General features: G+C 51.8%; 17 protein-coding genes. 13 read left to right on the plus strand and 4 right to left on the minus strand.

Annotation, left to right across the window (positions count from 1 at the left end; genetic code table 11):
* Nucleotides 1-23 precede the first annotated feature (23 nt).
* The gene (locus tag NST43_RS13965; RefSeq protein ID WP_209990443.1) at nt 24-1,088 is read left to right on the plus strand and encodes an aminotransferase class V-fold PLP-dependent enzyme; all 1,065 of its coding nucleotides are present in this window, start codon (nt 24-26) and stop codon (nt 1,086-1,088) included.
* Nucleotides 1,085-2,239, plus strand: coding sequence for an amidohydrolase family protein (locus tag NST43_RS13970; RefSeq protein ID WP_209990446.1), 1,155 nt, complete (start codon nt 1,085-1,087; stop codon nt 2,237-2,239). The genes NST43_RS13965 and NST43_RS13970 overlap by 4 nt, the downstream gene beginning before the upstream one ends.
* A gap of 393 nt (nt 2,240-2,632) precedes the next feature.
* Here the strand turns inward: NST43_RS13970 and NST43_RS13975 are convergent, their stop codons facing one another.
* Nucleotides 2,633-3,568: a hypothetical protein gene (locus NST43_RS13975; protein WP_339224953.1), complete on the minus strand. Its 936-nt coding sequence runs from the start codon at nt 3,566-3,568 to the stop codon at nt 2,633-2,635.
* Between the two features lie 236 nt (nt 3,569-3,804).
* Between NST43_RS13975 and NST43_RS13980 the strand changes: the two genes are divergently transcribed.
* Both NST43_RS13980 and NST43_RS13985 read left to right on the plus strand, forming a co-directional pair.
* Complete coding sequence (locus tag NST43_RS13980; RefSeq protein ID WP_339224954.1) at nt 3,805-4,656, plus strand: HAD family hydrolase; 852 nt, start codon at nt 3,805-3,807, stop codon at nt 4,654-4,656.
* Nucleotides 4,657-4,956: 300 nt separating this feature from the next.
* Nucleotides 4,957-6,438 carry an Lsa family ABC-F type ribosomal protection protein gene (locus NST43_RS13985; RefSeq protein WP_339224955.1) on the plus strand — a complete coding sequence of 494 codons (1,482 nt, stop codon included), beginning with the start codon at nt 4,957-4,959 and terminating at the stop codon, nt 6,436-6,438.
* A gap of 8 nt (nt 6,439-6,446) precedes the next feature.
* Here NST43_RS13985 and NST43_RS13990 read toward each other — a convergent pair whose 3' ends face one another.
* The gene (locus NST43_RS13990; RefSeq protein ID WP_339224956.1) at nt 6,447-7,364 is read right to left on the minus strand and encodes an AraC family transcriptional regulator; all 918 of its coding nucleotides are present in this window, start codon (nt 7,362-7,364) and stop codon (nt 6,447-6,449) included.
* 178 nt (nt 7,365-7,542) lie between these two features.
* Between NST43_RS13990 and NST43_RS13995 the strand changes: the two genes are divergently transcribed.
* The 3 genes from NST43_RS13995 (at nt 7,543) to NST43_RS14005 (ending at nt 12,087) form a co-directional block, all read left to right on the plus strand.
* Nucleotides 7,543-8,523, plus strand: coding sequence for an aldo/keto reductase (locus NST43_RS13995; RefSeq protein WP_339224957.1), 981 nt, complete (start codon nt 7,543-7,545; stop codon nt 8,521-8,523).
* 252 nt (nt 8,524-8,775) lie between these two features.
* Nucleotides 8,776-11,586, plus strand: a complete 2,811-nt coding sequence (locus NST43_RS14000) for a glycoside hydrolase family 2 TIM barrel-domain containing protein (RefSeq protein ID WP_339224958.1) — start codon at nt 8,776-8,778, stop codon at nt 11,584-11,586.
* A gap of 180 nt (nt 11,587-11,766) precedes the next feature.
* A complete protein-coding gene (locus NST43_RS14005) occupies nt 11,767-12,087 on the plus strand; it encodes a MazG-like family protein (protein WP_339224959.1) in 321 nt (106 codons plus the stop codon).
* A 68-nt stretch (nt 12,088-12,155) separates the two neighbouring features.
* On the opposite strand, the gene NST43_RS14010 is transcribed toward NST43_RS14005, so the two are convergent.
* Together NST43_RS14010 and NST43_RS14015 are read right to left on the minus strand one after the other, a co-directional pair.
* Nucleotides 12,156-12,578 carry a GNAT family N-acetyltransferase gene (locus NST43_RS14010; RefSeq protein WP_339224960.1) on the minus strand — a complete coding sequence of 141 codons (423 nt, stop codon included), beginning with the start codon at nt 12,576-12,578 and terminating at the stop codon, nt 12,156-12,158.
* A gap of 52 nt (nt 12,579-12,630) precedes the next feature.
* A complete protein-coding gene (locus NST43_RS14015) occupies nt 12,631-13,524 on the minus strand; it encodes a LysR family transcriptional regulator (protein ID WP_339224961.1) in 894 nt (297 codons plus the stop codon).
* Between the two features lie 158 nt (nt 13,525-13,682).
* Here NST43_RS14015 and NST43_RS14020 point away from each other — a divergent pair, with 158 nt between their 5' ends.
* From NST43_RS14020 to NST43_RS14045, 6 genes are all read left to right on the plus strand, one after another.
* Nucleotides 13,683-14,477: an SDR family oxidoreductase gene (locus NST43_RS14020; protein WP_339224962.1), complete on the plus strand. Its 795-nt coding sequence runs from the start codon at nt 13,683-13,685 to the stop codon at nt 14,475-14,477.
* Between the two features lie 464 nt (nt 14,478-14,941).
* Entirely contained in the window at nt 14,942-15,649 is a 708-nt protein-coding gene (locus NST43_RS14025; protein ID WP_209990477.1) for a response regulator transcription factor, read from the plus strand.
* Nucleotides 15,627-17,051: a HAMP domain-containing sensor histidine kinase gene (locus NST43_RS14030; protein WP_339224963.1), complete on the plus strand. Its 1,425-nt coding sequence runs from the start codon at nt 15,627-15,629 to the stop codon at nt 17,049-17,051. The genes NST43_RS14025 and NST43_RS14030 overlap by 23 nt, the downstream gene beginning before the upstream one ends.
* Before the next feature lie 24 nt (nt 17,052-17,075).
* Nucleotides 17,076-17,663 carry an AAA family ATPase gene (locus NST43_RS14035; protein ID WP_339224964.1) on the plus strand — a complete coding sequence of 196 codons (588 nt, stop codon included), beginning with the start codon at nt 17,076-17,078 and terminating at the stop codon, nt 17,661-17,663.
* A 129-nt stretch (nt 17,664-17,792) separates the two neighbouring features.
* Nucleotides 17,793-18,863, plus strand: a complete 1,071-nt coding sequence (locus tag NST43_RS14040; RefSeq protein ID WP_339224965.1) for a hypothetical protein — start codon at nt 17,793-17,795, stop codon at nt 18,861-18,863.
* Nucleotides 18,864-18,980: 117 nt separating this feature from the next.
* The gene (locus NST43_RS14045; protein WP_339224966.1) at nt 18,981-19,325 is read left to right on the plus strand and encodes a YojF family protein; all 345 of its coding nucleotides are present in this window, start codon (nt 18,981-18,983) and stop codon (nt 19,323-19,325) included.
* Nucleotides 19,326-19,337 lie beyond the last annotated feature (12 nt).

Genomic DNA, 19,337 nt, shown 5'->3' on the forward strand with positions numbered 1-19,337 from the left:
ATTCAACACATCAGGAGGAATATATGAACCGTCAAACTACAGGATTCGTACCACTCACGCTATCTGAGCTGGACACATTAACACAGCAGCTGTCCCGGCTATTAGGGACACAGCATCCTCCGGTAATCATTCCGGGGGAGGCGATTCTAGGCATTGAGGCGGTAGCGGCAGGAATTGCAGCGCCGGGACGTACGATTCTGAACATAGTGACCGGACCTTACGGCAGCTTGTTCGGCGAGTGGCTTACGCGCGGCGGGGCCACAGTGGCGGAAGTGAAGGTTCCCTTCGACCAGGTGGTTACGGTAGAGGAGGTGGCCGCAGCGATTGAGCTGCATCAGCCGGTTGCGATTTCTTTGGTGCAGGCTGAGGTGGTTACAGGCGGCTCGAACCCTGCGGAGGAGATCTTCAAGCTGGCCCGCAGGCATGACCTGATTACGGTAACGGATTCCGTGTCGGCTGTCGGGGGAGAGGCGCTGTCCGTGGATGAGTGGGCAGTAGATTTCGCAGTGATGGGTGCGCAAAAAGCACTCGCCGGTCCTAACGGAATCAGCGCGGTCAGTATTTCTCCCCGCGGCTGGGCCTTCCTGGAGTCGAACGAACGGGCTCCGCGCAATTCCATTCTGTCCTTGCTGGATCTGCAGCGGTCCCCGGATGGCGCAGCGCAGCTCCGCGTCCCGCCGAATATCCCGGTCCTGGAAGCCAGAGCTCTAATCGAAGCACTGGAGGCTGTTGCCGAAGAGGGACTGTCACAGGTAATCCAGCGGCATGAACGCGCGGCGGCTTCTGCTGTCGCCGGAATCTCGGAGCTTGGGCTTGCGCCTTGGCAGAAGGACAGCAGACATTATTCTACGCTGACTACGACTATTCGGGTTGACGAGCAGCCGCTTCTGCTGATCAAGCAGCCTATCGGTATCGTAGCTCCCGGGGACGGCGAGTTATTCGGTCAATTGCTGCGGATGAACCATTTCGGAACGAACGCCAGCCGCGAGAGTGTGGAGGCGGCGGTACAGACGCTGGCCAGACTGCTGAAGCTGGATGCTGAACCGGCAGTGCAGGCCGTCCGCCAGGTCTGGGGGGAAGCGGAATGATCCTCAAGCAGCCGCAATTTCAGGCATACACGGGAATTCATATTGCAGGTACCCAGGGGAAACGCTTCGATATCGAGATTACGAACGGAAGGTTCACCGCAGTGGCTGAAGCGGTGCCGCAGCCGGAACAGGCGGAAGGCTCCCGGCAGCAGCAGCTATGGATCAGTCCGGGCATTCTGGATCTGCATACCCATCTGGCCTGGACCGACTTCGACCATGAGGATCAGCTCCGCCGGGACCCCCGAGAGATTGAGGTGATGCAGGCGGAGGCCTTCGCCGCTACCTTGCGGACGGGGGTAACAACAGCCCGCGACGCCGGCGGTATTCTGCCTGCCACGATCCGGCATCTCGTGAAGTATTACCAGCAGCCGCTGCGGGTAGAGACCAGCAGTGAAATGCTGGGAGCTGCCGATGCCAAGGGGATCAAGCATCTGGAGAACCGCCTGACGGAGATCTACGCGACCGGGGCAGGCTGGGTCAAAATCATGGCGACCGGCGGCCTTGGCGCTGAGACCGAGAAGGTCACGGAGCCAAACTTCTCCGAGGAGGAGTTCGGCTTCATCGTCCGACATGCCCATGCGAACGGGAAGAAGGTTCTGGTGCATACCTGGGGCGGGGTAACGATTGACTGGTCCATTCAGGCCGGTGTGGAATCTATTGAGCACGGGATGTTCATGACCTGGGATCAGGCCGGAAGACTGGCCGAATCCGGCGTGGCTTATGTGCCGACCACTTCTATCTACCGGATCGCTGCTGATCCGAAGGGAGTGCTGGCGCTAAGTCCGCTCATCTGTGAACGGGCAGCCCGGGCAGCTGATGCTCACGCTATAGCGCTTGGATATGCCAGAGAGGCGGGGGTGCGGCTGGGCTTCGGCACCGATTACGCTACGCCTGCGCTGCATGGCTACAACCTGCAGGAATTCGACACCCTGCTGGACTACGGGCTGAGCCGGGCGGAAGTATGGCGGTCAGCCACCGAAGACGCGGCCGGGATTCTCGGAAGCGGCCATGAGCTGGGCCGGATAGCGGAAGGCTATATATCTGATGCCGTCATCTACGCCGCCGATCCGTATCAGGCCAAGAATGCAGATCAGCTACGCACAAGTATTGTTACGGTTATTACCGGCGCGCAGGAAGAGGATTTACTGTAACGGATGTGCAAAGAGGCTGTCCTTTCTGATGAAGGACAGCCTTCTTGCGGTCTGATGGCCGAGGCCAAATGTAATCGAAAAACCGATCACATTAGGGCACCACGGAGGTGAGTGGCCCAATGTAATCGAAAAACCGATCACATTGGGGCGCAACATACGCGTGTGGTCCAAATGTGATCGAAAAACCGATCACATTAAGGCGCTACGTAGGGGTGTGGTCCAAATGTGATCGAAAAACCGAACACATTAGGGCTCTACGGAGGTGAGTGGCCCAATGTGATCGAAAAACCGAACACATTGGGGCGCAACATACGCGTGTGGTCCAAATGTAATCGAAAAACCGATCACAATTGGACCCGGTGCGCATCTATCAAGCTAATCCAATTGTACTAATCAAAGCTCAGTATACTGCTTAACCACTTGATCCAGATAGGCTTCCACCGCAGGCGTCTTTTGATTACCGGAAGTATTCAGAAGCGTTACCAGCTTGACCAAGATGTTCAGCACTTTGTTATCGCCTGTTCCCTCCGTTGTTTGGGCATGGTCGTAGGCCTGGCGCAGTTCAGGGTCGAGTGCATTAGTGTCATAATCGTAGGCTGGGGTGTTATCCGAGCCGAGTAGTACTAGGGGAACCGTATAGGATAATTCATTGCGGATGGCCGCCGTCCGGTTCGACTTCGGATAATCCTGGACGAAATCACTCATGTTGGCCGCTCTGCCGATCAGCTCATCCCAGGTAATTACAATGCCGGCGTCGAAGGTAGACGGCTTGTTGCTCTCCGTTGCCATGATATCAATATAAGCGGCGATATCCTTGCTGACATAAGGCTTGAATGCCTTGAAGCCCTCATAATGCATGACCGGATAATACATGCCTTCGCTGGTCTCCAGCTTGTAACCTTTATCCCAGATTTCCTCCATCAGCTTGCGGACCGCAGGCGCTTTAACCCGCTTCAGGATCTCCGTATAGGTCATATCGTTGTTAATTTGGGCATCCCACAGCGCCTTTTGTACAGAATCACTATACAGCTTCTCGGAGAACCGTTCTAAGCCGGCCTTTTGGACATTCTCAAGTTGAAGGATCATTACTGTGCCGTACCAGGAGCCAGCTTTGGAGATATGATTCATAAGATATTTGCGTGCCTGGGCCTGGCTTGCGGGATTGCTGACATATTTGCGGAACTGGTTATAGACCGCCTGAGCATCCGCTGTGGATGCCGCAGCCACTGGCTGTGCACCTGCAAACACTGTGCCGCCTGCCAGAGTCAGCGATGTACCGAGCAGCACCGCTCTTGCTGTTTTTGCTAAGGAATCTGGTAATGTTCTCATTATGTACCTCCCACGGGATATGAAATCTGGTGACAACAGCGGCCGGAAGTCCAAATGTTCACCGCAGTGACGACCAAGCTTCGAGTTCAAACCTAAAGTGTATCTTATCTATCCTATCTATTTGGACAAATCTGGGCTCGATGAATCTGGCGGCCTTTCCGGAAATAACGCTTGACTTGGAACGCATTTCATAACCTATAGTTCAGTGGAAGACTAGACCAAGGGGAGAAGAGGACATGAATCAGACCAGCAGCAAGATTATTTTCATCGATATTGACGGAACGCTTCTCATGGAGAATGGAATGGTCCCGGAATCGGCAGTGCAGGCGTGCAAGCAGGCAAGGGAGAATGGACATTTGCTGTACCTGTGCACCGGACGCTCCAAGGCTGAAATCTATGATTATATCTGGGAGATCGGGTTCGACGGGTTGATTGGAGCGGCCGGCGGATATGTGGAGAGCGGTGGTGAAATGCTTTATCATAAAAAAGTGACCCCGGAGGATGCGAAGCATTTGATCGATTATTTTAACGCGAACGGGGTCGATTTCATTCTGGAATCCAATACGGCGCTTCACGGCAGCCGCCATTTACAGCCGCATCTGGAACGCAGAATCTATGGCGACTTGCTGAATGACCCTGAGGCGCAGGAGAGAAAACGGCAGTCGCCCCACCCTTATATCGCAACGCTTACTTATGGGGACGAGGAATTATATCTGGATGACGTTAATAAGGTATGCTTCTTGGAGAGCAGCTTGCCCTTTGATCAGATTCAGGAGGAATTACAGGACCGGTTCACGGCGATTCAGTGCTCCATCCCGATCTTCGGGGAGAACAGCGGGGAGCTGATGATGCCTGGCGTTCATAAGGCTGCGGCTATTGCTGATGTCCTGCATCATTTGAATATCCCGCTTGAGGACAGTATGGCGATTGGCGATGGACTTAACGATCTGGAGATGCTGGAATATGTCCAGGTGGGGGTTGCTATGGGCAATGCCCGCGAGCCGCTCAAAGCAATTGCTGACGATATCACCGATTCGATTGAGAACGATGGACTATATAATTGCTTCCTGAAGTACGGACTGATCTGATTAACGGGTTGATCTCCGGGAAGACTCGTGTTAGAATGCACTTAATTAAGCGATTGGAGTTGAAGAGTATCGTGCGGACAATTCTTGCGTAATGTAACCAATAAACAAGCGTTATTTGTGGCGCGCAATTTATGGTTTATATGCAGGAAGGGTCTGCCTCTTTTCACTCTGGTCCAAATATCCTTATTCAAGTCTGCCTGGAGGTAAGTGTCCGGGGAACAGATTTGCTGTGTTTATTTGAGCTGCGGGAGGAGAACCTTCTTGCAGCTTTTATTTTTGTGAATACAGGAGGATATGTGTATGTCTTTGATTAATGTGAGCAAGCTGACTTTTGCCTATGAGGGCACTTACGATAATATTTTTGAGAATGTGAGCTTTCAGCTGGATACAGATTGGAAATTGGGGTTCACCGGACGCAACGGCCGCGGCAAAACAACCTTCCTGAACCTGCTGCTCGGCAAATATGAATACAGCGGGACGATATCCGCACAGGTGGGCTTCGAGTATTTCCCGTTTGCGGTGGCTGACCCTGCGGCTCTGACCGTGGATGTGATGCAGGAGATCGACCCGGAGATGGAGCAATGGAAGCTGATGCGCGAGCTGTCGCTGCTGCGGGTGTCCGAGGATACGCTGTACCGGCCGTTTGAATCGCTATCGAACGGGGAGCAGACGAAGGTGCTGCTGGCCGCTCTGTTCGTGCGCGAGAACCAGTTCCTGCTCATTGACGAGCCGACGAACCATCTGGATGCGAAGGGCCGGAAGCTGGTCAGTGACTATCTGCGTACGAAGAGCGGGTATATTCTGGTGTCGCATGACCGTGCTTTTCTCGATAACTGTGTGGACCATATCTTGTCGATTAACAAGACCAATATTGAGATCCAGAAGGGCAACTTCAGCAGCTGGTGGGAGAACAAGTCCAGACAGGATCAATTCGAGCTGGCACAGGACGAGAAACTGCGGAAGGACATCAAACGTTTGTCAGATTCGGCGAAACGGACCAGCGGCTGGGGACATGAAGTCGAGAAATCCAAGAACGGCAGCCTGAATTCCGGATTAAAAGTGGATAAGGGCTATGTCGGCCACAAGGCCGCCAAGATGATGAAGCGTTCCAAGTCGATTCAGCAACGTCAGGAATCCGCCATCGCCGAGAAGTCGAAGCTGCTGCGGAATCTGGAGAGCGCGGACAGCCTGAAGATTGCACAGCTTCCCTATCATAAGCAGCAATTGGTGGAGCTGGAGGAGCTGTCGATCCGCTATGACGACAAAACGGTATGCTCCGGCGTTAGCTTCGCTCTGGAACAGGGGGACCGGATCTCCCTCTCCGGCAGCAACGGCTCAGGCAAATCAAGCATTCTGAAGCTGATCTGCGGCGAGGACATAAGCTATACCGGCCACTTCGCGCGGGACAGCCAGTTGTCTATCTCTTATGTATCCCAGGATACTTCGCAGCTCAAGGGAGACTTAAGTGAATATGCGCGAGAGCAGGGGATCGACGAGAGCCTGTTCAAGTCGATTCTGCGGAAGCTCGATTTCTCACGGCTGCAATTCGAGAAGGATATGTCCACGTACAGCGGCGGGCAGAAGAAAAAGGTGCTGATTGCCGCCAGCCTCAGCGAGCAGGTGCATCTGCACATCTGGGATGAACCGCTCAACTTCATCGATGTCATCTCCCGGATGCAGATCGAGGAGCTGCTGCTGGAATATACACCGACGATCCTGTTCGTGGAGCATGACCGCGAATTCTGCGCGAATATCGCGACTAAGCAGGTTGTACTCGACTAAGCAGGTTATCAAATCTGTACCGGAAGCTCAAATTTCTCCTTCAACCGCTTGATGTCGGCCCGCGGGGGAGCGCCGAACATACGGGAATATTCCCGGCTGAACTGTGAGGCGCTCTCGTAGCCCACCCGGAAGGCAACATCGGCTGCATCTGCAGACTCGGCTAATAACAGCCGGCGAGCCTCCTGCAGGCGCAGCTGCTTCTGGAACTGGATTGGGCTCATGGCCGTAACTTCCTTGAAGTTGCGGTGGAATGCGGAGACGCTCATATTGGCGATATCGGCCAGCTCGTCAATCCGCAGGGCCTGTTCACTATGGATGACAATCTGTTCAATTGCTTTCCTGATCCGGTAAGTGCTGCTGCCTTCCATGGCAATCTGGGCGAGCGTTACTCCATAAGGGCCCTGCAGCAGTTTATACAGAATTTCCTTAGTATATAGAGGGGCAAGAAACGGGATGTCTTTGGGAGTATCGAGCAACCGCGTCACACGGAGGAGCGCATTCAGCAGGTCCGTGTCGATGTGCCCGACGAATAAGGCACGCCGGGCATTCTCCCTGGGCAGAATCTGCAGTTGTGATTCATGGAGGACCTCCAGAATCTGGCTTTGCGTGAATTCCATTTTGAAGCTTAGATAGGGAACGTCCGGGGACGCCTTAATCACTTGTCCCACTACCGGCAGGTTCATGGAAGCCACCAGGAAATCAGAAGAGGTATATACAAAATGCTCCTGGGCCAGCATAATCTCCTTCACGCCTTGAGTAATGAAGCAAAAACACGGGTTATACACTCGGTAAGCAGGCTCACTCGCCTGGGAGTAACGGATGAATTGCAGTGCAGGCACGGCCGTTTCATGAGCGCCGTCCCGGCCTGTATGCCGCTCAATCAGCCGGCACAGCTCAAGCTTTTGCATTACGATTGCTTCAGTCACTTGAGAGCCTCCTAGTTTCATATGGTTTCATTATAGGGCATATCCGGCGGGAGTGTTAATGAGAACGGTAGGATTAGGCAATCATTCGCGACTATTGTGATAACGCCAATCCGTTATCTGTTGCACAATAAGAGAGACTGTAATATACACTATTCTCAGGAAAGCAGGGAACAAGCGAATGGAATATACAAAAATGGGCAATACCGGCCTTGATGTCTCCAGACTGTGCCTGGGCTGTATGAGCTTTGGCGATGCCAAGCGCTGGGTGCACCCTTGGGTGCTGGATGAAGAGCAGAGCCGGACGATGATTCGTACCGCACTGGACCTGGGTATTAATTTCTTCGATACGGCCAATGTCTATTCGGATGGCACGAGTGAAGAAATGCTCGGACGGGCTTTGAAGGACATGACTACTAGGGATGAGGTGGTGATTGCCACCAAAGTATTCTTCCCTATGCGAACCGGACCGAACGGCGGAGGATTGTCCCGCAAAGCGATTATGAGCGAGATCGACCACAGCCTAAAGCGGCTGGGAACTGATTACGTTGATCTGTACCAGATTCACCGCTGGGATTATACTACGCCGATTGAAGAAACGATGGAAGCCCTGCATGATGTGGTGAAGGCGGGAAAAGCCCGCTACATTGGCGCTTCCGCCATGTATGCCTGGCAGTTCCAGAAGGCGCTGCATGTTGCTGATATGAACGGCTGGACCCGGTTCGTCTCCATGCAGAACCATCTGAATCTCATCTATCGTGAAGAGGAACGTGAGATGCTGCCGCTCTGCAAGGAAGAGGGCATCGCGGTCATCCCCTACAGTCCGCTGGCCTCCGGCCGGTTGACCCGGGACTGGACGGAATCTACGCTGCGCTCGGAAACGGATCAGGTACAGAGATCCAAATATGACGCTACAGCCGATAAGGACCGCCTGATTGTTGAGCAGGTGGCTGCCATTGCGACGGAGCGCGGAGTTCCACGCATCCATGTTGCACTGGCCTGGCTGCTGCAGAAACAGCCGGTAACTGCGCCGATTATCGGGGCGACGAAGCTGTCGCATATTACCGATGCGGTGGGAGCGTTATCCCTTCAGCTGACAGCTGAAGAGATTACCCGGCTGGAAGAGCATTACGTCCCGCATGCCATCGTTGGAGCGCTTTAAAAGTTTCTATTCAGCAGACAACGGAATCAGTTTCATCCATTGAGCGCGTGCCGGTATCCTTCCGGCATGCGCTTTTTGCTGGAGCAGGAAACAGCCCTGCTTAGGGAGAAACTAACAGGGAGCCGGGAAGTGCTGGCGGAGCGTTTGATTAAGGATTAGACCGGAGGCTGGATGCGCAGTGATGAACTGCTGGATTCATGCTGGCATCTGGCCGCAAGAGTATAGAGATTACCATGATTAGGAGTGATAATTGTGCTGTCAAAGATCAGTCTTGAAGGCGAGTGGAAGCTGCAGCTGGAAGAGAAGGGGAAGGGACTGGTATTACCTTTTACCGATGCAATCATGCTGCCGGGAACTACCTCCTTCGCCCGTAAAGGGCCGAAGAATGAGGAGATTCTGGTAGGCGCTCTGACGGATGAATACCGTTATGAAGGACCGGTCTGGTACTCCAGAGAGGTTGTGATTCCGGAAGAGCTGGCGGGTAAGCGCTGCTGCTTATATCTGGAACGTACAAGGCTTACCACCCTCTGGCTGGACGGTCACGAGATCGGCAGCCGCGACAGCTTGAATACTCCGCATGTATATGAGCTGCCGCAGCTGCAGCGCGGGAGTCATACGCTTACTATCCGGGTGGACAACACCGGCTATCCGACCAAAGGCGGACATATGACCTCGCCGGATACTCAGACCAACTGGAACGGGATTACCGGCCGGATTGAGCTACAGTTCTATGGGGAAGCCCGGATTAGCGGCATCCGGCTGAATTCTGATCTGCCTGCCCGTACAGTCCGTATTACCGCAACTTTGGACAGCAAGCAAGGTGCTACACTCGCGGTATCTGCCAATAGCTTCAATAGTGAGGCAACACATTCCGTAGAGGAAGAGGAATATGTCATCGCACCGGGTCCGTTCACTATAGACTATGTACTTGGTCCCGAGGCGCTGCTGTGGAGTGAATTCGCTCCCAATCTGTATACCGTCACCCTTGTTCTCAAGGGCAGCGATGGAATTCCCGTTGACCGGCAGGAGGTGATCTTTGGACTCAAGTCATTCCGGGCTGAGGGGGACAAGTTCAGCATCAACGGGGAAAAGACTTTTCTGCGCGGCAAGCATGACGGCCTGATCTTCCCGCTCACAGGCTATGCTCCGACCGATGTGGAGGAATGGGTACGAATTCTGGGGATCTCCAAGTCTTATGGGATCAATCATTACCGCTTCCACACCTGCTGCCCGCCGGAAGCTGCGTTCACCGCTGCCGATCTGCTCGGAATCTACATGCAGCCGGAGCTGCCGTTCTGGGGAACCATTACAGTAGAGACGGACGAAGGGCATAACCAGGCGGAGCAGGATTATCTGATCAGCGAAGGATATGCCATCCTGCGGGAGTTCGGCAATCATCCATCCTTCGTGATGATGTCGCTGGGCAACGAGCTGTGGGGCAGCAAGGAGCGGATTGATTCATTCCTGAAGGACTACAAAGCCTTCGATGACCGGCCGTTATACACCCAAGGCTCCAATAACCATCAGTGGGTGCCGGAGGTGCTGGAGCATGACGATTTCTTCAGCGGCGTGCGCTTCACCCGGGACAGATTGTTCAGAGGCTCCTATGCGATGTGCGACGCTCCGCTCGGCCATGTCCAGACTTCGTTGCCAAGTACAATGAAGGATTACGACGACCAGATTATTCCGCCGGGCTTCGGGAGCGGTGAAGGAGTATCCGCTGAGGCAGGCGGCGAGATCCTGATCCAGTACGGTACCGAAGCCAAGGCCGTACAATCCGGCAGCGAATCCGGTGAATGGATACCGCAGGTTCCGGTAATCTCGCATGAGATTGGCCAGTATGCTACGTTTCCGGATTTCGAGGAAATCGGGAAGTACACAGGCCCGCTGAAGGCCGGGAACTTCGCCATTTTCCGCGAACGGCTGGAGAGTAAGGGGCTTGGCCATCTGGCCGATGCATACTTTAAAAGCTCAGGCCAGCTCGCTGTCGCTTGCTACAAGGAAGAACTAGAGGCTGCCTTCCGTTCCCGCCGGCTAGCGGGGTTCCAGCTTCTGGATCTTCAGGACTTCAGCGGCCAGGGTACAGCATTGGTAGGTGTTCTGGATGCCTTCATGGATTCCAAGGGGCTGATTAGCCCGGAAGAGTGGCGGACCTTCTGTAATGATGCCGTGCTGCTGGCAAGATTCCCTAAATATAACTACGGCGCCGGGGAGACCTTCGAGGCCCATGTGGAGCTGAGCTGCTTCCGCAGCGGTATGCCGGATGCCATCGAGCTTCACTGGGAGCTTGCGGTTGAAGGGGGAGTTCGGACAACGGGCTCAGCCGGAGCCTTTATTCCTGCCGGAACCCACTACATTGACATTTGTGATCTGGCGATTGAGCTTCCGGCGGTTGAGCATATGAGCCGGGCGGAGCTGACGCTCCGGGTCCAAGGAACTGATATCCGCAAGAGCTACGACTTGTGGATATATCCTGAGCAGAGTGATAACCCGCTTGAAGCTGAGGGCATCCATGTGTTCACAGAACTGTCTGAGGAGGCAGTCTCCCTGCTGGAGCAAGGCGGTAACGTGCTGCTGATGCCGGAGCCGGAATCGGTTCAGAACGGAATCGAAGGCTATTATTGCACGGATTTCTGGTGCTACCCGATGTTCCGCTCCATCTCGGAGAGCATGAACCGACCGGTTCCAATTGGTACCATGGGCCTGTTGATCGATAACGGGCATCCGGTACTGCGCGATTTCCCGAGTGAAGCGCATTCCACCTACCCGTGGTGGACCATCGCCCAGCATTCCAAATCGCTTATCATGGATGAGGCGGACCGCAGCTGGAATCCTATTGTACAGACCATCGATAATTTCGAGCGTAATCACAAGCTAAGTTTCCTCACAGAGTGCCGTGTAGGTAACGGTAACCTGCTGCTGTGTGCACTGGATGCCGCTAAGGTTAGCGGAACCCCTGAAGGCAGACAATTCTTGACCAGCATAGCAGGTTATATGAATTCTGCTGATTTCAAGCCGCAGTACCAGGCAACCATTGAAGAGATTCAGACATTGATTCGTTAAAAAGACTTGATAGAGCTGTCCCAAAGCCGTGAAGCGGCTAGTGAGACAGCTCTTTATTTGAATATTGCGCCAGAATTTATATGCTTCACGCTATAAACTAAATAGATTGTTAAGCTTCAATATGGTATTATTATTTTCGAGTTTTTGAGATCGAGCAATCTTGTTATACCGGAGGGAAACATGGATATTATTGAATTTCAGCAATGGGTTAAGGAATATTATAAGAATCGCAACTGGTCAGACTTAGATATCTTTGTCCGTATTGGATTTCTTGCTGAGGAAACCGGGGAGGTAGCTCGTGCAATTCGTGCATTAGAGATTGGTAGGGATCGTCCAGATGAGGTTACAGGTACATATCAAGAGAAAAAGTCTGAATTAACAGAAGAACTTGGAGATGTTTTAGGAAATCTCATTGTGATCGCAAATAAATATGATATTTCGCTTGAAGATATCCTAATATCACATAAACAAAAGCTTCAGGCACGTTACGCAGAAAATTAAAACAAACGATGGTAGATGGCTGAATTGGCAGATGGATTTATTGCTCTTCCTGGTAGTCGTGTGGTTCGCTAAATCTCTTTATCGAGCACAAGCTGCGATTTTTTAATTGTAAAACCAATTCGATTATAGAATTGGACGGCATCTGATCTAGTTTGATTGGTGCGCACTCTAATTTTTGTGAATCCGGATTGTGCTGCCCATTGTTCACATGCTTGTACTAATTGTTTGCCAATCCCATTTCCTCGGTAGGCACTGTCGACGACAAGTCCAGCTATTTCAACAAACGGTGGCGATTCGATTAAAAAACGTACATTAGCATGAATCCATCCGAACAAAACGTGGTTTGATTCCATCACATAAACAATATGGTCGTTGTGGTTAGAGATACATTTGAGTCTCTCTTCAAGTTGGGAGACATCCACTGGATAGCCCAATTGGCTTGAAAGCCTTGCGATCTCTGGGCAATCTCTCAGAAACGCTTTTCTAATCAAAATAATAACACCCTTTCGATGCAAGATATCAAATAATGGTTTAAGGTATTACTCAAAAAATTAAATCGGATACTTCACTACTCTGCCGAATATACTCCATGAATCTTCTGGAGGCGGGGGACAGGTAATGGTCCCGGCGCCATTGCAGGCCCACCTCCCATTCCCAGCCCGGTTCCTGAATGGGAATCCAGACCAGACCGTCAAGCATCAGTCCGAGCGTCTGTGGAAGCACGGAGACGCCGAGCCCGGCTTTGATGAAGCCGGCCACAGTAATCAGATCCTCCGCATAATAGGTAGAGGCCAGCTCGAAATTAGTATTTTGGAAGAGGGAGGTGATTGTGTTCTTGAGTCCGCAATTCGTCTTCAGTCCTACAAACGGCTCGCCCGACAGCTCGAACAGACTCAGCGAGGAACGCGAGGCGAACCGGTGGGAACTGGAGACCACAATATAAATCGGCAATCTGCGAATCACCATCCATTCCTTATTCTCCGCCGTAGTCTCTCTGGACGTAATCAGCATATCCGAGGTCCCGTTATCCAGCGCTTCGTCGATATCCCCGTGATTCCCCTGATACAGATCAAACCGTACCTTCGGATGGTCAGCCTGATAGTCTCTGATAAGTGATGGGATCAGGTCCACGCCAAGAATATTCAGATAAGACAGATGAACGGTTCCACTCTCCGCATTGGACGACTCCTCAATCTCCCGCACCCCATTCCCGATATTGCGCAGCGCTTCTTCGACCCGCGAACTGAACATAACCCCATAGCGGTTCAACTGGACATTGCGGCCCTTACGCTCGAATAAAGGAACCCCCAGCTCACTTTCCAGTTTGGAAATCGCATGGCTCAAGGCAGGCTGCGTAATTCGCAGCGCTTTGGAAGCAGAGGTCATATGCTCAAGCCGGGCTACGGTCAGAAAATACTCCAGTTGTGTAAGCTCCATACAGACAGCCACCTTTATATATTAATATTATTAATGAATTTAATGAAAATAATAAATTAGACGCTCATATTAATCAAGTCTAAGATATACATATAAACCTTAGACGGCTGGACTTCCAGCCTAACCTGAGGAATCCCTAATGAAATGAGGCTGTAACGATGGCTATAACTTATGCTAACCCGCTGACAGAATACGAAGGTAAAAGAATCCTGGTAACAGGCGGTACCAAGGGGATGGGACAGGCTATCGCACACAGATTCACTGCGGCAGGCGCTGAAGTTATGACTACCGCCCGGACACTTCCGACGGAAGGGCCTCAATCGGATTTGTTCGTCCAGGCCGATCTGTCCAAGCAAGAAGGAGTGGACCGGGTAATTGCTGCGGTTAAGGAGCGTTTCGGCCGCATTGATATCTTGGTGAATAACATTGGAGGAAGCTCGACACCTGCCGGAGGATTCCTTGCGACGAGCGATGAACACTGGATGGATGCGCTGAATCTGAACCTGCTGGCAGCTGTGCGGCTGGACCGGGGGCTGATCCCGCTCATGCTGGAGCAGGGCAAGGGAGTCATCATCCACATCTCTTCCATTCAAAGAGTGCTGCCGCTGATCGAATCGACCATCCCCTATGCAGCCGCCAAAGCTGCGTTGAGCAATTACAGCAAAAGCCTATCCAAGGAATTCTCTCCGCAGGGCATCCGGGTGAACCGGGTCGCACCGGGCTTCATTCAAACCACAGCGGCCGATGCCTTCTTGAAGAGTATCTCGGAGATGACAGGCAGTGTGGAAAGTGCGCTGCAGTCGGTAATGGACGCGCTAGGCGGCATTCCCATCGGCCGTCCCGGCTTCCCTGAAGAGGTGGGTGAGCTGGTAGCCTTCCTCGCTTCCGACCGCGCAGCATCCATTACGGGTGCCGAGTATGTGATTGATGGGGGAACCGTACCTACGGTGTAAGCTGATTCTGCATCCTCACCGGTAAAGCTGCATAAGCCAGCATATACCTCATACGACAGTCCGTTAAGCCATTCATTGGCTGTGCGGGCTGTTCTTTATGTCTGTTTCGGGCTATTATTTCTTTTTAGCAGCAAAGCTGAGCTAAATGACTGTCCAGTAAGGAAGCACTAAAGAAAAAAACAAAAAGCAAAAGAAGCGGAGGGGAAATTTGGAACTGGAGGAGCGGTAGCGACCGCCTTTGACTCCGGATTTCAACCGCGCACAGCGGTCCAATAGAAGAAATCTGGAGTCAACAGCGGCCGGAAGTCCAAATGTTCACCGCAGTGACGACCAAGCTTCGAGTTGTAATGTCAGTTGTAATAATTCTTTATCTTTTCTTTAGATTTGGTTTAGACTGGATTAAGAATGGCAGGCTATAGTTACAAAGAGCGCGGCTTGCATGACAAGATAGAGGGGGATTCACCATGTATACCATTCTCATAGCCGATGATGAATCGGAGATTGTTGAGCTTCTGCAGCTGTATCTGGAGAAGGAATATAATATTTTGACAGCAGAGAACGGAATTGAAGCCTTGAAGCTCATGCAGAATAACAAGATTGACCTGGCGCTTCTGGATATTATGATGCCGGGGATGGACGGGCTGCAGCTGCTGAAGCGGATTCGGGAGCACGAGCATTTCCCGGTACTATTCCTGTCTGCCAAGAGCCAGTATCATGACAAAATCCTGGGGCTGGAGCTTGGAGCGGACGACTATATCGCTAAGCCTTTTAATCCGCTGGAGATTGTGGCGCGTGCCGGGGCCATGCTGCGGCGGGTGCATCAGTTCGATGCCAAGGCAGCGGAGGAGGAGAAGCCGAATGAGCAGATCGTGCTCGGCAGGCTGACACTGGACCGGAGCACCTGTCAGGTTGAGGTGGCCGGGGAGGCTGTCGCTCTGACTTCTACCGAATACAAAATCCTGGAGCTGCTGATGCAGCAGCCGGGCCGTGTGTTTACACGCAAGAAAATATATGAGACCGTCTGGGAAGATTTCTACGTCTACGAGGACAACAGCATCATGGTGCACATCAGCAATATCCGCGACAAGATCGAACGAGATTCCAAGAGACCGGAATACCTGAAGACGATCAGGGGATTGGGGTACAAAATTGAAGCACCCGTGGAAAAGTAGAGATAACCGCCCGCTTCAGACGTCGCTGACCATCGACTTTCTGCTGTTCAACTGTATGCTGCTCATGCTGGTGTTAGTGGTCTATCTGTTCGTACAAAAGGATATCGCCCAAGTCATCCGGGAGCGGATGACGCCTGACCCCAATTTGTCTGTGGAAGCCGGGACGTACCGGGAGGAGCTGGGCCAAGGGCCGGAGAGTGACCGTCTGCTGAAGAGCGGGGGCTGGCTGGAGCTGCTCGATTCCGGCAAGCGGGTGATTCAGGTGATTGGTGAGAAGCAGGATGAGGTTCAGCTTTATGACGAGGACAGCCTGTATATGGGACTGGAGAACCGCAGCGACCAGCCCTTTTATTATTCTATTACGAGCGTAACGGAGCAGGATACCGGGGCAGCCTGGATGTTGCTTAAGATTCCCCGCGATGTAATCAATATCTCCATTAACAACGAGTTTCTGGTCTCCTATCTGAATCATTCGGTGTTCTTTTATGTATTCCTGGTGAGCGGGTTGATTCTGCTGCTGATTTTTGTGTACAGCTATTGGGTCTCCAGACGGATCAAGAAGCCGCTGCGGGTGCTGAATCTAGGCTTGAACCGTATGATGGAAGGGCATTATAACACGCGGATCGCTCTGTATGCAGAGACCGAGTTCCTGCGGATCGGCCACAGCTTCAACTACATGGCTGATGTGATTGAGAAGACCACTGAGGAGAAGCGCCTGGCCGAGAAAAGCAAGCAGCGGCTGATGGTCGATCTGTCGCATGACCTGAAGACCCCGATTACCAGCATCCAGGGGTATGCGCAGGCGCTTATCGAAGGACGCGTTACCGACCCGGAGCGGCAGACGAAATATTTGAATTACATCTACACCAAGTCCGTTCAGGTCACGAAGCTCATTCAGCATATGCTGGATCTGCTTAAGCTCGACTCACCGGATTTCATCCTGCGGATAGAGCGCCTTGAGCTGGGCGACCATCTGCGGGAGATCATTGCCGACACCTACGGCGAGATTGAGCAAAAAGACTTCGAGCTTCACCTTCAGGTGCCCGAAGAAGAGGTCTATGCCCGTTATGATCCCGAGCTGTTCGCCAGTGTCATTAATAATCTGATCTCTAATGCTCTGGCCTATAATCCCGAAGGGACGCGCATCCGGGTATCTGTGATTCCCGAGGACACGCAGATCAGGATCGAGATTGCGGACAATGGAGTGGGCATTCCGAAGGAGCTGTGGTCTACGATCTTTGATCCGTTTGTTCGCGGTGATGAAGCGCGGACAACGGCCAGCGGAGGAACCGGACTGGGCTTGTCCATTGCCAAGAAGAATGTGGAGAAGATGGAGGGCACGCTGCTGCTGGAGAGCAGGGAAGGGGAACCGACGGTATTTGTGATTCACATTCCGAAGTAAGTATTTTTATGAGGAGGTGCTAAAATGATCGTTTGGATAAATGGAGCCTACGGCTCCGGCAAATCGACTTGTACCTATGAATTAAACAAAAGACTGCCTAATTCATTTGTATATGATCCTGAGAACATAGGCTATTTTATCCGTAAAAATATACCTCCCGACTTACATGAACCCAATTTTCAAGATCATACCCAGTGGCGTATATTTAATTATGAGATGTTGAAATATTTGTCTTCAGCCTACCAGGGTACTATTCTTGTACCTATGACATTGATCAAGCGTCAATATTATGATGAAATAATTGGTCGCCTAATTATGGACGGAATACAGGTAAATCATTTTATTCTCTATGCTGAAAAGGAAACTATTGAGAGACGGCTCAAAAAACGGTTTGAACGGGGGACCTGGGCAAAGTCACAGATTGAACAATGCATATATGCTTTTAATCATATTATTACAGAAGAAAAAATAACAACTGATGATAAGGGCATTGATCAACTGGTTGAGGAAATAGCATATCGAAGTAATCTAGACTTAATTAAGGATAGCAGAGGTGCTTTTAAGAAAATAATGGATAGATATACAACAACCTTAAAGCAAATAAAATTCTAAGACATTCTCTGCCACTTAGTCTGTGTAATGGAGGAAATAATTAACTTCTTGTCGAATGTACTGATCTGGAAGATTCCGGCACCTTGCCGGGACACCTAACTTACATCGGGGGAAGGAATTAGAACATCTATGAAAAAACTTGCATTACTGCTCACCACTCTGCTGCTCGCGCTCGGATTGGTCTATCCGGGAGGCGCCGGACGTGCAGCGGCCGCATCCGCACCAGCGTATACAGAGATTGCTACGTTTGTCGAAGGCAACCTGCTTATTTCGCCAGCCAAATCTGTACTAGTGAATGGCTCTGCCTATGTACCGGTTAAGCTTGCCGGGCAGATTCCTGGCTTCACTGTAGCGGCGGATGCTACTGGCGTAACGCTCACAGGCAGCAAAGGAAGCACCAAGCTGAAGAAGGATAACTCCATCTTGTATAAGAACACCAACTATGTAGCCTTCAAAACCCTGCTGAAGCTTGGAGCGATCGACGGCAAATATGCCTCCAGCGCCATAGCGTTGTTCGTCTGGAGCACAGAGGATGGCAAGAATAAGAGCAATAGTATGCTCTACGCCATCAGCAAGCTGCCAGGAACCATGGGCATTGTATTAGGCAAAAAGGTCTATTTATATGGGCATCCGGGAAGCCATTGGGTGAAAAGTGTACAGTATGTTGATGACAACAACCAGAACTTTGTGATGCAAAATGAAGCCGGAACCGAGTGGGTTCTGGACTTGAACGATTTTGTGGACAATACTATGTACACCATGGAGAATATTGATTATTTGAAGTATTACTATAATGGACTAACGGTGTGGACCCGGAACGCCATGATTACCGATAGTCCGTTCAAGAACTTTGAGAAAGCAACCATCGCCAATTTCCGCCCGAACCCAGCCAATGGTAATTTAGAAATGATCATCCGCCGGGCCAACGGGCAGGAGGTTCCGCTCAAGATTGAACCTCGTGATGACCCTAGTGAGTATGTCGAAGAGGTACTGTTTTTCAAGAATCCGCAAACGAACTTCAAGATCAGCGATAAAATGTGGTCAGCCATCCGTGAAGAGCGGGCGGTCAGCGGCATGACGATCACAGAGCTTCTGCTCTCCTGGGGAGACCCGGACGAAGTTTATGACGGGTATGTAGTGTACGGCGACCAATACGTCTATTTCATCAATGATAAGGTCTTCTCTATAGTTAATCTTTAATTCTTAGCATCTCCAGGCTTGTTTAAGGACTTCATGGAGTTCCTTGGGCAGGCTCTTTTTTTCATGTATAATGAATGCACTGGAACCAGCTATTCTTGTACACTATAGGAGGACATTATGCAGCTCATTCAACCCGAGGCCATTCAGACTCGAATCGACAATTTCGTCTCTGAGGATCTATATATCCATCTTGAACTTACAAACGGAGCATATGCCAGCCATTTCGACAGCTCCCGTGCTCCGGGCTCGGTGTTCATCAGCAATGCCGAGATCCGTTACACCCACGGCTCTATCTCAGGTGCGGGACCCTACCGGGTGGGCCTGAAGACAGAGAAGGGCTGGATCTACGCAGAAGGCCTGACCCATGTGGATGAGCAGGATACCGAGCGGCTGATTCTGGCCGGTCATGACAGTCAGGGCAAGCTGATTGTGGCGTTGCAGCTTAGCCGCAGCCCTTTTTAACGATACTGGAGG

The sequence above is a fragment of the Paenibacillus sp. FSL H8-0332 genome, assembly GCF_037963835.1.
GTDB lineage: Bacteria > Bacillota > Bacilli > Paenibacillales > Paenibacillaceae > Paenibacillus_AQ > Paenibacillus_AQ rhizoplanae.